This is a genomic window from Wolbachia endosymbiont of Pentalonia nigronervosa (genome assembly GCF_014534705.1).
In the GTDB taxonomy this organism is placed as follows: domain Bacteria; phylum Pseudomonadota; class Alphaproteobacteria; order Rickettsiales; family Anaplasmataceae; genus Wolbachia.
Genome location: NZ_JACVWV010000004.1, coordinates 1 through 16,681 on the forward strand (window position 1 = coordinate 1; position 16,681 = coordinate 16,681).

At 33.7% G+C, this 16,681-nt stretch carries 12 protein-coding genes; 6 read left to right on the forward strand and 6 right to left on the reverse strand.

The genetic code is table 11. The annotated features are described in order from the left end of the window. A partial coding sequence (locus tag IC220_RS00990; protein WP_188152748.1) for a transposase occupies positions 1-180 on the forward strand: 180 nt, incomplete at its 5' end. 32 nt (positions 181-212) lie between these two features. Here the strand turns inward: IC220_RS00990 and IC220_RS00995 are convergent. From IC220_RS00995 to IC220_RS01020, 6 genes are all read right to left on the reverse strand, one after another. Further along, complete coding sequence (locus tag IC220_RS00995; protein ID WP_188152749.1) at positions 213-1,244, reverse strand: ankyrin repeat domain-containing protein; 1,032 nt, start codon at positions 1,242-1,244, stop codon at positions 213-215. A 132-nt stretch (positions 1,245-1,376) separates the two neighbouring features. Next, entirely contained in the window at positions 1,377-2,276 is a 900-nt protein-coding gene (locus tag IC220_RS01000; RefSeq protein ID WP_188152750.1) for an ankyrin repeat domain-containing protein, read from the reverse strand. Positions 2,277-2,312: 36 nt separating this feature from the next. Next, positions 2,313-3,329, reverse strand: a complete 1,017-nt coding sequence (locus IC220_RS01005; protein ID WP_188152751.1) for an ankyrin repeat domain-containing protein — start codon at positions 3,327-3,329, stop codon at positions 2,313-2,315. A gap of 82 nt (positions 3,330-3,411) precedes the next feature. Beyond that, positions 3,412-4,431 (reverse strand): ankyrin repeat domain-containing protein, encoded by a 1,020-nt coding sequence (locus IC220_RS01010; RefSeq protein ID WP_188152752.1) that lies wholly within the window; start codon positions 4,429-4,431, stop codon positions 3,412-3,414. Positions 4,432-4,553: 122 nt separating this feature from the next. Further along, on the reverse strand, positions 4,554-6,026 hold the full coding sequence (locus IC220_RS01015) for an ankyrin repeat domain-containing protein (RefSeq protein ID WP_188152753.1): 1,473 nt from the start codon (positions 6,024-6,026) through the stop codon (positions 4,554-4,556). 115 nt (positions 6,027-6,141) lie between these two features. Next, a complete protein-coding gene (locus tag IC220_RS01020; protein WP_188152754.1) occupies positions 6,142-8,340 on the reverse strand; it encodes an ankyrin repeat domain-containing protein in 2,199 nt (732 codons plus the stop codon). A 270-nt stretch (positions 8,341-8,610) separates the two neighbouring features. On the opposite strand from IC220_RS01020, the gene IC220_RS01025 reads away from it, so the two are divergent. From IC220_RS01025 to IC220_RS01045, 5 genes are all read left to right on the forward strand, one after another. Further along, positions 8,611-10,542 carry a collagen-like triple helix repeat-containing protein gene (locus IC220_RS01025; protein ID WP_223158722.1) on the forward strand — a complete coding sequence of 644 codons (1,932 nt, stop codon included), beginning with the start codon at positions 8,611-8,613 and terminating at the stop codon, positions 10,540-10,542. A gap of 143 nt (positions 10,543-10,685) precedes the next feature. Further along, the gene (locus IC220_RS01030; RefSeq protein WP_188152755.1) at positions 10,686-12,746 is read left to right on the forward strand and encodes a collagen-like domain-containing protein; all 2,061 of its coding nucleotides are present in this window, start codon (positions 10,686-10,688) and stop codon (positions 12,744-12,746) included. Between the two features lies 1 nt (position 12,747). Further along, on the forward strand, positions 12,748-14,058 hold the full coding sequence (locus IC220_RS07855; RefSeq protein WP_223158723.1) for a hypothetical protein: 1,311 nt from the start codon (positions 12,748-12,750) through the stop codon (positions 14,056-14,058). 88 nt (positions 14,059-14,146) lie between these two features. Next, a complete protein-coding gene (gshB, locus tag IC220_RS01040; RefSeq protein WP_188152756.1) occupies positions 14,147-15,055 on the forward strand; it encodes a glutathione synthase in 909 nt (302 codons plus the stop codon). 112 nt (positions 15,056-15,167) lie between these two features. Beyond that, positions 15,168-16,658: an ankyrin repeat domain-containing protein gene (locus IC220_RS01045; protein WP_188152757.1), complete on the forward strand. Its 1,491-nt coding sequence runs from the start codon at positions 15,168-15,170 to the stop codon at positions 16,656-16,658. Positions 16,659-16,681 lie beyond the last annotated feature (23 nt).

Here is a 16,681-nt window from a genome sequence, read left to right on the forward strand (position 1 = left end):
CGTTCCAATAGAAAAACACCAAGAGAATACGATAAAGAGCTTTATAAAGAGAGAAATCTCATCGAAAGAATGTTCAATAAACTCAAGAATTTTCGTAGGGTTGCTACTCGTTATGATAAATTAGCTATTTCTTTCTTATCTTTTGTCCATATTGCTTCTATATATCTTTGGTTAAAATAAATGTCGACACTACCTAGATCCTAAAACTTATGCTACCTTACATGCAAAACATTGCCATACTGCAACTCCTGCAATTGCTCTTCCCCCCTTACTGCTTGTGCTCTATCTATCCTAGTACTAGGCCCTGTAGATATAAATGTATTAAGTGTTTTATATGTCAAAACACCAACTACCATTGCAGCCACTAAAGCAAATGTATACACACCTGGTGCTTTTCTAACAGAAATACCTCTGTGTACAATAAACCACACTGCAATCACAGTTCCAAATACTGTAGCAAAACAACTAGAAACTATAATTGGTTTAAAAGGTATTTTTCTTTCTGACTGCTTCAAAATCTGCTTTATATTACTTTTTTGAGCTAAATCTCGTGGGATTTTACCATAATTATTTCTCAACAAAGGGTCTGCTCCTCTCTTTAATAGAGCCTTTATCACACGTTTACGATCATTTTCAGCAGCATAATGTAAAGGAGCGTATCCACCTTGATCTACAGCATTAATCTCTGCACCCCTTGCCAATAGCGCCTTTACTATATTTGCATCACCACTTCCAGCAGCCCAGTGTAAAGGTGTTGCTTCATACACATTATCTATAGCATTAACTTCTGCTCTTTTTTCTAATAGAGCCTTTACTATATCTGCATTATCACTTCCAGCAGCTCGGTGTAAAGGTGTTGCTTGATCTTTATCCGTAGCATTAATATTTGCGCCTTCTTTTAACAAAATCTCTGCTACATCTTTACTACCAAATCTAGCAGCCCAATGCAAAGGAGTTGCCATATATCTACTATCTAAAGCATCAATATTTGCTCCATTTTCTAATAAAACATTTACTACTTTTCCTAGGCTGTAATAAACAAAAATATGCAATAATGTGCATTGATTATCTATATATCTGCTTTGAAATGCAAACGGGTAATTAAGGTCAAAGCCGCTCCCTTCCCACTCTTCATATACGCTCCGATGTTCTGCCTTTAATTTGTCTTTTATTGTATCAATTACATTTTGATATTTCGAACCTTGAGCAGCATATAATATTTCTTGCCATTCTCCATCACGCATAACCCCCCCTCGAGTTAATATGTATATAGTTAAAATCTATAATATCTTTATTAAAAAAAGTTAAATTATCATATCTTTTTTAGCATAATAAATGAATTTAAGAAACGACAACCTGAAATCTAGAGAAATACTCTATACTATAGAAATTCTTTCTGGATTACGCCCTTCCTCTATCTGCACTTCATCCACTCTCGTGCTAGGTACACGTTGAAGCATTTTATATCTGATGACACCAACTACCAGTGCAGTAATTACAAAAAATATAAGTACACTAGGTATTACCTCAATAGCAATGTCTTTGTTTAAAATAACTGGCGCTGTAAGCACAGCTAATAATACTACAGTAACACAGCAAGCATAGATCATTAGCTCACGAGGCGTTTCTTTTTCTGATCGATCCAAAATATGCCTTATACTACTTCTCTTAGCTAAATCTCTTGGAATTTTACCATAATTATTCTTCAACAAAGGGTTTGCTTCTCTCTTTAATAGAGCCCTTACTGCACGTTTACGATCATTTTCAGCAGCATAGTGTAAAGGAGTCTCTCCACCTTGATCTACAGCATTAATCTCTGCGCCTTTTGCGAAGAGAGCTTTTACTATCTTTGCATTACCCCCTCCAGCAGCCCAGTGTAAAGGAGTTGCTCCATATATACTATCTACAACATTAACCTCTGCTTTTTTTTCTAATAGAGCCTTTACTATATCTGCATTACCATTTCCAGCAGCTCGATGCAAAGGAGTTACTTTATCTCTATCTATAGCATTAACATCTATATTTTCTACTGCCAATAGGGCATTGACCATGTCCTTTAGGTCATAATAAGTTGCAATATGTAATAACGTACATCTATTATTTATACATCCAACTTTAAATGGAAATGGGTAATTGATATTAAATTGACTTGCCTCCCACTCAGTATACGTATCGCGATGTTTTGCCTTTAACTCTTCTTTTATTGTATTAATTATATTTTTATGATTTGAACCCTTAACAGCATCTAATATTTCCTGCCATTTTATACCGTGCATAATTAACTCCCCCCTAAATTCAGTATAGTGTTTTTATTAAAATCTAGAGCTCAAAACTTGTGCTACGCGTGTATAAGATGAAAAACTCGTCCTTTCTTCCATTTCCCCACTTCTCCCTGTTTGCATTTCATTTATCATCATACTAGGTGCAGGTTGACTAATGCCAGGTTGATCAGTACTAGGTTGATAGATTCTATGTTGGTTAACGCCATGGTGAAGCTTTTCATGAGCAATGATACTAATTGTTAGTACTCCTACTACAATTGTAGTAATTGTTAGTACCATAGAAATTACTCCAGCAATAATCTTGCCTTCTGCAGCATACCATATTGTCATTGCAATCCCACCAAATGCAGCTAAAGCAACAATATTACCTACTATAGTTAGTTTTAGTAGCAGTTTTCTTTCTGTCGCCTTCAAAAGCCGCTTTACATCATCATCTCTAGTTAAATCTCTTGGAGTGTAACCATTTCCATTCTTTAAAAAAGGATTTGCATCTTTTTTTAATAGAGCACCTACTAGATCTGCGTTATCACTCATAGCAGCCAAGTGTAAAGGCGTAACTTTATGCTTATCTACAACATTAACCTCTGCCCCTTTTTCTAATAGAGCATTCACTATGTTTAGACGATTATATGTAGTAGCCCAATGTAAAGGGGTTGTTTCATCTTGATCTACAGCATTGATATTTATACCTTCTACTGCTAATAGAGTCTTCACTATGTCAATATGACCAAACACAGTAGCCCAATGTAAAGGAGTTGCTCTATATATATTATCTACAGCATTAATATTTATACCTTCTACTGCTAATAGAGCATCTACTACGTTCCCTAGCCCATAATAAGCAGAAATATGCAATAATGTGCTCTCATTATTTATATATACATTGCGAATTTGAAATAAGTAGTTGATATTAAAGAAAGTTCCCCTCCACTTTATATATATATCTCGATGTTCTGTATTTAATGTTACTTTTATTGTACCAATTATATTTTTACCCTCAGCAACGTTTATCTTACCCAGTATTCTTTTCCATTCTTTACTACGCATAACTTCCCCACTAAATTAACATATATGTTAAAATTATAATATTTTTGTTAAAAATCTTTAAATCTAGAAATCAAAACTTATGCTACAAGGTATATTCTTGAAATCTACCTTCTCTTTCCTCACTTCTCTCTGTTTGTATTTCATTTACTTGAGTCCTCGGTAGAGATGCTTCATATGTCACTGTGCTAACTGCTAATACAATTAAAATAATTGTTAGCACTATAGAAATCACCCCAGCAATAATCGTGTCTTTTTTAATACACCACATTGCTATTGCAGTTCCCAATACTGCAACCAGACTAAAAATAATACTTACTATGGTAAGGTTAAGTAGCATTCTCCTTTCCCTATTTTCCAAAAGTTGCTTTACATCATCATTTTTACTTAAGTCTCTTGGAGTTCTACCATCACCATTTCTTGCTAAAGGATCCGACCCTCCCTTTAATAAAGCCTTCACTACACGTTTATGATCATTTTCAGCAGCATGATGTAAAGGAGTTGCCCCGCTTTGATCTACAATATTGACCTCCGCCTTTCCTTTCAATAGAGCCCTGACTATTTTTGCATTACCACCTATCGCAGCCAAATGTAAAGGTGTTGCTCCATACATAGCATCTGCAACATTAACATCTGCTTTTTTCTTCAATAGATCTCTTATTATCTTTGCATTACCACCTATCGCAGCCAAATGTAAAGGTGTTGCTCCAGAGATACTATCTGCAGTATTAACCCCTGCTTTTTTTTTCAATAAAGCCCTTACCATCTTTGCATTACCATTTCTAGCAGCCTGGTGCAAAGAAGTTGATCCACACACACCATCTAAAGCGTTAACATCCACACCTTCCACTGCTATTAGAGCATTTGCTATGTTCTCTAGGCCAAAATTAGCAGCAATATGCAATAATGTGCATTCATTATTTACATATTCACTTTGAAATGGAAATTGGTAATTAACATTAAATTGCTTCTCCTCCCACTCTCTATATATACTTCGATGTCTTACCTTTAATTTTCCTTTTATCGTACCAATTATATTGTGAAGATTTAACCCCTGAAGAGAGTTTATCTCACTTAGTATTTCTTCCCATTCTCCACTACGCATAATCCCCCCCTAAAGTAATATACATATATTAAAATTATAATATTTTTATTAAAAATTAGGGCTTGAGACTTGTGTTATGCTTGCATAAGAAACCTATATAAAAAGACTTCTGAGACTATAACTTATAAAGTTATGCTTTTCTTTTCTTCTATTTGCACCTCATCTATTTCAGTATCAGTATCAGATTCTGCACTTTTTTCTAATAAAACCCTCACTGTAACTCCATAATCATTTTTCATAGCAAGATGTAACGGAGTTTGTCCTTTTTTATCTACAGCATAAATATCTGCACCTTCTTTTAACAAAACCTTCACTGTATCTTCATGACCATTTTTTGCAGCTAGATGTACCGGAGTTTGTCCTTTTTTATCTACAGCCTTAATATCTGCACCTTCTTCTAATAGAACCTTTACTGTATCTGTATGACCACGTTTAGCAGCCAGATGTAAAGGAGTTTTGCTATTTTTATCCGCAGCATTAATATCTGCACCTTCTTCTAATAGAACCTTTACTGTATCTGTATGACCACGTTCAGCAGCCAGATGTAAAGGAGTTTTGCTATTTTTATCCGCAGCATTAACATCTGCACCTTCTTCTAATAAAATCTTCACTATATTTGTATGACCATTATAAGCAGCTCGATGCAAAGGAGTTTTACTATTTTGATCTACAGAATAAATATTTGCACCTCCTGCCAATAGAACCTTTACCATATCTGTATGACCGCCATAAGCAGCTTGATGTAAAGGAGTTTTGCTATTTTTATCCGCAACATTAACATCTGCACCTCCTGTCAATAGAACCTCCACTGTATCTGCATAACCATGATAAACAGCAAAATGTAAAGCAGTGTATCCTAATTTATTTGTAGCATTAACATTTACACCCTTAGCTAATAGATCCTCTACTTTACCTGCATTATTGTTATAAGCAGCGATAAGTAGTTGTAGTTCTTTTTTTGCCTTTTTTAAAAGCTGCTTTATTTCATTATCCTCAGCTAAGTGTCTTGGAGTTTTACCATCATGATTCTGCTGTAAAGAATCTGCACCACATGCTAATAACATCTTCACTATATCTGCATGACTATTTTTAGCAGCCAAATGTAAAGGCGTATCTCTATTACTATCTACAGCATCAATACATAAATATATACATTTTACTGTCAAAAAAACACTTACTGTATCTGCATAGCCATACTCAGCAGCTTTATGTAAAGGAATTTTTTCATCTTTATCTGCAGCATTAATATCTGCACCTTTTTTTAGTAGAGCCTTTACTACCTCTGTATGATTATTTTTCGCAGCTAGATGCAGAGGAGTTTCTTTATTGCTATTCTCAGCATTAATACATAAATAACATACATTTTGCTCTGTCAATAGAGCATTTATTGCATCTATATGACCACGTTCAGCAGCACAATGTAAAGCTGTGTATCCATTGATATTTACAGCATGAACATCTACACTATTTTCTAATAGAGCATTTACTTTAACTACATCACCGCTTTTAACAGCTAGATGTAATGGAGTGTCTCCAATTTCATCTATAGTCCTCACAATGCCTACAGTTCTTAATATCTGTCTTAATTTTTTCATCATTCCCCCTATACCTAATATATAGAAAGGAACTTATAATATTTTATCCAAAAGTCAAGTTTTCTAACTACTTTCCAAACCTGTTATCATTGCAGGCAGCAATCGAATATGAAAGTTATCCTAACCATTTACTTAATCTACTTAGAAAACTAATTTTCTTCTCTTTTCTTGAGTTTATAACGTTCTCTAAGTCAGTATTTGTAAGATAAGTAATTATTGACTCACAGATATGTTCATTTAACACTTCCCAGGTCTCTTTCACTTGTCGACGTTCATCAAATGTACCAAAACATCCCAATGGTTCGAGAGCTTTCTTCTCTAGACGCTTTCTCTCTATAATCTTATACTGGTCCTCTATCATTGAAGTGTATACAGGATAAGCCTTTTTATATCGACCTTCTTTCAATTTTTCATACAACTTATCATTGCATGCGTAGCTTGCTAGTTTAACTTTACCTGCTTGTAAAAATTCATAAAATGATATACCAGTATTACCAATCGTCTGATTTCTCATCCTATACAGCTCATTTACTGTATCTTTCAAAAGCTGCTTTATATAACCTTCAGACAAGCCTATTGGAGCTCGACCATCACTATTCTTTAACGAAATATCTGCACCCGCTGCTAATAGAATTTTTATTACATCTACACAACCACACAAAACAGCATAATGTAAGGGAGTTCCATCATTACCTGTAGCATCAATCTCCGCACCTTTTGCTAATAAAGCCTTTACTAATTCTGTATTACCATTTTCAGCAGCTCGATGTAAAGAAGTATCTCCATATCTATCTACAGCATTAACATCTATGCTTTCTATTGCTAATAGAATCTTTCCTACTTTTGCACAGCCACTCCCGGCAGCCCAATGTAAAGCAGTACCTCCATGCCTACCATCTATTATATTAACATCTGCACCTGCTGCTAGTAGGGCCTTTACTACCTCCACATAATCATACGAAGCGGCCAGATGCAAAGCAGTACCTCCATATTTATCTACAGCATTAACATCTATACCTCTTGCTGCCAATAGAGTCTTTAGTACTTCTAAATAACCACTCCTAGCTGCCCAATGTAAAGGAGTACCTCCATGTTCATTATCTACCATATTAATATCTATACCTCTTGCTAATAGAATCTCTATCACACCTACATCATTATCTTCAGCAGCCCAATGTAAAAGAGTTCTTCCGTCAAAATCTGTAATATTAATATCTGCACCTGCTGCTAATAGAGCATCGATTACATCCGTATAACCACATAAAGCAGCCCAATATAGAGGAGTATTGCCATAATCATCCATAGCATTAACATCTATATCTTCTTTTGCCAATAGAACCTTTAGTACTCCTATATGGCCACTTCCAGCAGCCCAATGTAAAGCAGTACCTCCATGTTCATTATCTACTATATTAACATCTATACCTCTTGCTAATAGAGCCTTTGCCATTTCTATATCATTATCTTCAACAGCCCAATGTAAAAGAGTTTTTCCATCAAAATCTGTAACATCAATATTTGCACCTGCTGCTAATAGAGCATCGATTATATCTGTATCACCACATAAAGCAGCCCAATATAACGGAGTTTTTCCACCACGATCTATAACACAAACCTCAGCACCTTTTGCTAATAAAACACTTATGATGTCTACATAACCAAATAAAGCAGAATAATGTAAAGGTGTTGCTCCACCTTGATTTTTAGCATTAGCATTTGAACCGTTTTCCAATAGAACTGTTACCACATCCACATGGCCACTTTCAGTAGCGTAATGTAAAGGGATTTTTTCATCTTCATCGTTAGCATTAACATCCGCACCACTTTTTAACAGAGCATCTACTATATCTACATAACCAAAAAAAGCAGCACAATGCAAAGGTGTTGCTCCACCTTTACTTGTAATATTAGCATTTGAATTGTTTTTTAATAGAGCTTTTACTATATCCACATTGCCACTTTCAGCGGCACAATATAAAGGGCTTTTTTTATCTTCATCTTCAGCATTAGCATCTGCACCGTTTTCTAGCAGAACATTTACTACATTTTCTAGACCACAGTGAGCAGCAATATGCAATAATGTACATTCATAACCTATAGCATTCTTAACTTGTAATAAAAACACATTGTTGATATCAAATTTTTCTCCTTCCCACCTTTCATATATGTATGGGTGTGCTACTGCTAATTTCTCTTTTATTTTATCAATTATATTTAAATTTTGAGCAGAATTTGCTTCATCTGTATTAGATTTACTTAAATTAAGAGCAGAGTTTATTTCACCTAATATTGTTTTCCATTCTCCATAATGCATAATTCCCTCTCAATTAATACATATGTTAAAATTATAATATTTGTGTTAAAAATTTTTGAATCTCTAGGGCTCAAAACCTGAACTGCACTACACCCGCGCGAGCTTTAAAATTCTTTTCTCGCTAATCCAGCTAATTTTTAGAAATATTCGGTTACTTTTTTGTCTCATCTTGTGCAACATATGTCGGTAATTTGTATATAACTGTAAAAAATAATTGACATCATATAGATCAGTTTATATAAAAATAACAATTCAAACAGGGGGGTGTGAATGTTGACTAATTTTAACCGAGGAGATAATCTATGTATTAGTTGTGATAATCGCCAAGTTGTAGCTGTAAAAATAAGCGAAGAGGAAAGTATTGACTTACCTTATACATCTTATGTCTTCGATCAGAATAACGATTTTTGCATATCTAGCGTTAGGTCTAACTTCAAATACAGCACATTGAGTGATTTATCCCAAGGGTTGCAATTAAAACTAGAAGGTAATAATAAGTTAGCTTTGGTTAATAATACAGGTGAGTATTATTACGATTACTATGACAAAAGTGAAAACATTTCTAAAATAAACACTTTTAGTTATATACCTAAACATTTAATAGATGATGATAATAATCAATATTACATTTATTCTTACACTTATACTCAAAAATATTCAAATGCTAGCCGCGTACCTCTAATAGAGGGTAGGGTAATATTAGATCCAAAAGATATAACGAGTAGTCAAGATATAAATCAGATTCTACAAGAACTTAAAGATTCACCAAACAAAACGCTTGAGATATCTGTTGGAAGACAATTTTTAAGGACACCAAAAGGATCTTTACTGAGTACTTATAAAAACGCTAAAATATACTACGATAATAAAAATATAGGGGCATTGAACAGTATAGCTGCTGTTTTTATGGATAACAGATTAACGTTCTTCTCTCACAATATTACTCTTAATCCAGAAAATCAGCCTAATACTAGTTTTAATTTTATAAAACATTATAATCTTATAAAGATAGAAAAATTCAAAAAAAACTATGTTATATGCATACCCGCTAGTCAGAACCAATGCCTGATACTTTATGCTCTGACACCTAATCAACAATTTGGTATAGATGATCAAAATGCCACGCAAAGTTCTTTATATCCTTATTACTACCGCTTATATGATTTAAAAACTGATTTAAAAATTGATTCAGATTATGAAGAATTAACACAAAACATTAAAGACTTAGGAGCGAAAATTGAGATTCTACAACAAAATATAATATCAATCGCAGCAAAACCTGGGCCACATGGTCCTCCTGGTAGTCCAGGTAAAGATGGCATTAAAGGTGCACCAGGTAGTCCAGGTAAAGATGGTGCACCAGGTAGTCCAGGGGTAACAGGTCCAAAGGGAGAAGATGGCATAGATGCTGAAGCTGCTAATCAGCTTGTAAATACAGTGAAGCAAGTAAAAGTTGAAATTATCGATATTCAAAAAACAGTAGAGGCTAATAAAAATGCTGTTGAAAATGCTGCTAAAAAAGTTCAAAGCTCTGAATCCAAGGTTACAGTACTATCTCAAAAAACAGAAATTCTCACACAAAAGGCTGAAGATTTTAAGGATAGAGCAAGGCAATCACAAGATAATGTAGAGGCTCTCAAGAAGCAAGTAAAAGAGATGTTTTGTAAAACACAACCTACAGATCTAGTTTGCCCTGCACACAGTACAACAAGAAGTAAAAGATCTATTGAAAACTTTGACATTTCACCAATGACAAATGCAGCAAGTAGACCAACTTCACCTATATCTCAAGCAATAACTTTCCTTACAGCAAAAATGGACTATGCATCAGGTGTTGTGAAAAATTTTGAAGAGGTATTAGGAAACACTGCTTTACAATGCGGTATTTCAAGAAAGAACTTAGAGTATAATCCAGTAACACTACACTCAACTATTGTTGATAAGTCATTTAATGATAATGAGCTGTTGAAATTCTTGTGTTTGACTGCAAAAAAATCATGTCCTGAATGCAAACAAATTAACAAATTTTTAGCTGCTTTTAAAGATAGCATGCAAAGAACATTAGCAAATGATGTGCAGTCTCAAAAAAGTTTTTCTAATATTGAGGAAAATGAGCAACCAAGGAGTTTCATAACCTACATCACTGATCCAATCAACATAAGAGGAATTGGTCAGATGGTTGCTGGATATTTAAGGGGGTAAAAATACAAAAAGTATACATTTAAAATGTGTTTTTAATAGTGAGGAAAAAGTAGGCAATAAGCAACCTATGAGTGATATCACTTCTCTAATGAGCATAAGTGAAATTAGTCAGACAGTTGCTTGATATTTAAGAGGGTAAAAATATGAAAAAATATACATTTAAAGTAGACGTTAATAATGCTTCATCTTACGATAGACTGATTAAAATTCCTACTGCGTATTACAGGTTAGCAAGCAATGGCGAAGGCAAGGGAGACACTCTTCATTCACACAACAATCATTCGATACCAATAGGTAATCGTAATAATCTAACATTAATATGGGATGCGTTCAGCAATAAAATGGTTTTATGTTATAATAATGAAGCTCTAAAAATAGATGGGAACGACTTTACTATAGGGCAAGAAGATTTCATAGATAGCACTCACACTCAAGAGATTGTTACACAATTTAAATCGGAATTCGGAACAAAAAAGTTAGCTTCCATTTATCATATACCAAACTATAGAGATTATGGTATCAAAATTCCAGTTAATGATGATGTGAGTGTAGTACTAAATTTCATTAATTTTTATAATGAAAACGATCCAGTGCTACAAAGTATCACAAACAAAACAAACGGTCTTTATTTTACAATAGAAGATAGCAGTCAAAATTACTCTAGGAGTGCTTATATATCATATCAAGATGGAAGGATTTTTCGTGCATATGAGGACTCTCCATATCGATTTTCTTTATATCCTTACTACTATCGCTTACATGATCTGGAAATTAAAGAAGAATTAGAAAAAAAAATTCAAAGTTTAGAAGAAAAACTTGATAAGGTACAAAAAATGCCTGGTCTTAAAGGTGACAAAGGTGAGCTAGGTCTACCAGGTAATAAAGGTCAAGATGGTCCTAAAGGTGCGTCGGGAGAAAGAGGTGAGAAAGGGAATATAGGCGATAGAGGTGAAGGTCCTAGGGGTTCAGACGGCCCTAAAGGTGCGTCAGGAGAAAAAGGGGATAAAAGCTCTACAGGTGAACGAGGCCCTATAGGTAATCAAGGTATACAAGGTCCTCAAGGTTTTAATGGTACACGAGGTGATCCAGGTCCTAGAGGTATCGAGGGTCCTAGAGGTGAGAAAGGGAACCCAGGTGATACAGGCCCACAAGGTCTGATAGGTAATCAAGGTTTACAAGGTCCTCAAGGTTTTAATGGTACACAAGGTATTTCTGGTCCTAGAGGTGACGTTGGTTTAAGAGGTGAAAAAGGTGAGCCAGGTAATAGAGGTGATGTTGGTATTAGAGGTGATGTTGGTATTAAAGGCGCACCAGGAGATAAAGGTCCAAAGGGAGAAGATGGAATAGGTTTTGACGTTGCTAATCAGTTTATGAACACAATGAATCAAACAAATCTTGAAATCAGCAACATTCAAAAAGTAGTAGAGATTAATAAAAATACTGTTGAAAGTGCTGTTAAAAAAGTTCAAAGCTCTGAATCCAGGGTCACACAACTACACGGACAAACAGAAGTTTTCGCAAAAAGGGCTGTAGAGTCTAGGGATATAGCAAGGCAATCACAAGGTACTGTAGAGGCTCTCAAGAGTCAAGTAAAAGATATGTTTTGTAAAACAAAACCTAAAGATGAAGTTTGCTCTGCACACAGTACAACAAGAAATAAAAGAGCAATTGAAAATTTTTATATTCCACCAATGACAAATGCAGCAAGTGGACCAACTTCACTTATATCTCAAGCAATAACTTTCTTATACTCTTTTATCGGAGAAGATAAATACAAAATAGAAAATACAATACAGGAGCTTAACCAAACAGCGAAAATAGTAGACACTGTAGATGTTGTGAAAGAATTTGAAAAGGTATTAGGAGAAACTGCTTTAACATGCGGCATTTCAAGAAAAAGCTTAAGGTTTAATCCAATAGAATTACATTCAACTATTATAGATAAGTCATTTAATGATGATGATGAGCTGTTGAAATTCTTGTGTTCAGTTGCAAAAGAATCATGTCCAAAATGCAAACAAAGTAAAATCTTTTTAGCTACTTTTGAAAAGAATATGCAAAAAACGCTAGTAAGTAATGAACAGCACCAAGAAAGTTTTTTTAATCTTGAGAAAAATGATCAACCAAGGAGTCTCATGACCGACATCACTTCTCTAAAAAATATAGGCGGAATTGGTCAGGCAGTTGCTGGATATTTAAGATAGCATGAAGGAATATACACTTAGGGTAGATAGTCATGATCTACCCTATAAGAAGCTGATTAAGCTTCCTACTACGTATTACAGGCTAACAAGCAATGGCGAAGGAAAGGGGTACACTATTCATTCACACAACAATCCGCCGGCAGTAGTTGATATTAACTTCTTAAAATTAAAGTGGGATCATGATATCAACAAAATAGTTCTATATTATAATGATTCAGCTTTAAAAATAGATGGAAAGGACTTTATTATAGAACAAGAAGCTTTCATGAGTAATGATCAAAAGAGTATTGCAGCTCTTAAATCAGGAAAAGAAGCATTAGCTACACTTGGTTATATACAAAACAGTGAAATTTTTGCTTTTAATTTTTTCATTTCTGATAATGATGGCAGTGAGCTAGAGGGCACACTAAACCATGTCAAATTTTATGATGACAGTGACCCCTTGTTACAAAACATCACAAAAAAAACAGATGGTCTTTATTTTACACTACAAGATAGTGATGCAGATAATTCTAGAAATGTCTATCTGTCAGATAAAAATGGAAAGATCATTACAGGATATGAGCACTACAAGTATCAATATAAACCAGGTATAGAAGAATTTGCAGTAATAGATAACCTGATTAAATCTGGCACTCACAATACACAGCAGAATTTTGTTTTAGAACAAGGACAAGAGTTATCGGATGGTATCTATGAAGCAAAAATTGTCTTAAATGGTAAACATGTAGCTACTTTACCAGAAGTTGGCTACCACATGCTTGATGATGTGATTGTTGTACGCAATCATATTACAAAAAATGAAGTCAAGATTCCTAGAGATTTTCATTATCTTAAAACTGTTAAGCCTGATAATGACGATCACAAATTAGCATTTTGTAATTTTTTAGGCAACGAGTTTTTCGAGCATAAGAAGTACGACCCACAATATCATGGCATTTCAGATAAACATAAATTTGTGAATTCCGGTAGCATAAAAAATACTCGTGATTTAAAACTTAATGAATATGCTCATTATACACCCAGATTTTTTGCTGCAGCAGGACCTGAATCACAAAATTACGCTATTGATCTATTTGAGTTAGCTGAAAAGGGTAAGGGTGAAAAAGTAGGAACTCTAGCTGATGAATTCGGTTACTTTGAAAGCAATGGTCAACTTAAGTATCACAATTATCATGAAGAAAAAGAGCACGTTTATGATCCTTCTAAAGTAAATATAGAAATGGCACAGATGAAAAACATAAATAGCGAATTTTATCTTATGGAAGGTGATAACACCATAACCCTTCATACTATTCCCGAGTTATTTTAATAATACAGAGAAAATTATACTTGATACGGTATTTTAAAAGCAATTGATATGAGTATAATGTGTACTTCAACACATTAAAGGGATATAGATGAAAGTAGTTTTTCAGATGGATGAAAATATAAACTGCAAAACCGATACTACGTTTTCGCTGATAAAGGAAGCACAAAACAGAAATCACGAGATTTTTATATATACTCCTCACAATTTAGCACTAAGATTAAACCAACCTGTTGCTTTAGCTAAAAAGGTTAGTGTTGATAACTATAATTTTATCTTTAAAGAGGATATAGAAATCAATCTAAATGAAGTGGATATTGTCTTTATCAGGCAAGACCCACCTTTTAATATGCGTTATATTACAACAACCTATATCCTAGAAAAAACCAGTGCATTGGTAATTAATAATCCAACAGAAATAAGAAATTGTCCCGAAAAATTGATCACTTCATTATTCCCAGACTTAATTCCGCCGACTTTAATTACAGAAAATATATCGATGATCAAAGACTTTTTCTGCAAGTATGGAGATATAATCTTAAAGCCTCTATACAGTTATGGTGGAAATGATGTAGTGAGAATACAAGATGAAAGTAGTATTCAAGTAGTAACGGAATTGATGATAGCAAAACATGAGTGTCCTATCATTGCACAATTATTTTGCAAGAATATAGATATGGATAAGAGAATATTATTATTAGACGGTAAACCAATAGGAATAATGAAGCGAGTCCCTAAGATTAGCGGAGAAATAAGAACAAACATAAGACTTGGCGCAAGTTATGAACCCGCTGAAATGAATGATAAAGACCATGAAATATGTAATAAAATTGGTCCTGAGTTAGAAAAAAGAGGATTAACATTTGTCGGCATTGATATCATAGACGATTTTTTACTTGAAATTAACACTACTTCGCCAACAGGAGTAGTGCAGATCAATAAATTGTATAATATATCTCTGGAAAAAGATCTCTGGAATATTTTTGAAAAAAAAGTATAAATCTTATGAAACAACTGCAGCTTATGTTGATTTTTTAATAAATTGCGAGTAATATCATGGAGTATTTTACTATAGATTAATTATTTGGTTATAACTTACACTTGGAATGTATATGAGAAATATTTTGTACTTTGTACTGTTAATTAGTTTATTTGGGCCGTTTAATTCATTTGCTGTCGAAATACAAAAAACTGAAAATAAAAAAGTAGCTGATATTTTTGACGAAGAAGATTATAGAGCCATACTTGCTAAGTGGCATGACCTAGAAATTTTAGATGAAGAAGACATCGAAACAGATGAAAAAGAACACATTGTTGGAAAGACCACTAATGAAAACAATAAAGTTAATCAAGAACATGACAAGTCTTCATTACCTAAGTTGCCAGATCTAAAAATTTTAGATGAAGAAGACATTGAAACAGATGAAAGAGTTGACAAGACTATTAATGAAAACAATAAAGTTAATCAAGAACATAATAAGTCTTCATTACCTGAATTGCCAAATCTTAAAATTTTAGGTAAAGAAGATATAGAAATAGGCGATAATGTTAAGAAGAATATTAATGAAAATAATAAAGAACATGATAAGCCATCGTTACCTAAGTTGCCAGATCTTAAAACTTTGGGCAAAGAAGATATAAAAATAGGTGATAGGGTTACTAATGAAAATAATAAAGAACCTTCGTTGCCGGATCTTAAAACTTTAGGTGAAGAAACCTCAGATAAACCCGATAGACATCTTGTAAACCCTGTTGATGATGAAAAATCTTTAGAAGAAAAACAAAAGCGTGATACTCAAAAAAACACAGATCAAATAAAATTGCCTTCAGAAATTGATCTGAGTCAAAAACCTAATGAAGTATCACCACCAGCACAACAAATTATTCAAGAGGTGCCAAAAAAAACTGACCCTTCTAATGCTGATAACAATCTACAAAAAGCTGATCAAAAAAAAGAAAGTGAGCTTGCAGTGCCACAAAATAAAGAAAATACCTATAAAACAGACAATCAAAAAATAAGACTTGAAAGGCCTATAGTTGAAAAACCTAAAGAAGATAATGAACGTAAAGAATTGCAACAATGGTCAGAATTAAAGAGAGATCCAATAGAAAAATGGACTCACAAAAATACACAAAGCAAATTAATATATAAACGGCAATATGATAGCCTGAATGAACATTTGCCAACATCTGTATTTGTTCATGATTATAGCAAGCAGCTCTTTTACTGTATTAAAAAGAACAATTTATCCTGTTTACGGGGAATAATGAACAAATTGGAAAAAATTGGGTTAAATATTGAAGAGTCACTAAAGTTTAGGAATAAATTGGGAGATACTCCTTTAATTTATGCAGTGAAGTGGGGCGAAATAGATATGGTACGGTTCCTGTTATTGCAAGGTTCTGATCTCAATGCAGTTAATTATAATTTTCAGTCTGCCATGGATATAGCAATTACAAAGAAGTATGTTAATATAATAAATGCAATTGCAGAAATGACTCCACGCCTTGTAGAGTATAAAAGAATAAATAATAAAAAAGACTCAGCAATGTATAACTGGGCTACAAACACAAAAGAAGATAAAGTGCGATGCGGATCTTGATATTAATTTTTATCTGTTGTTCG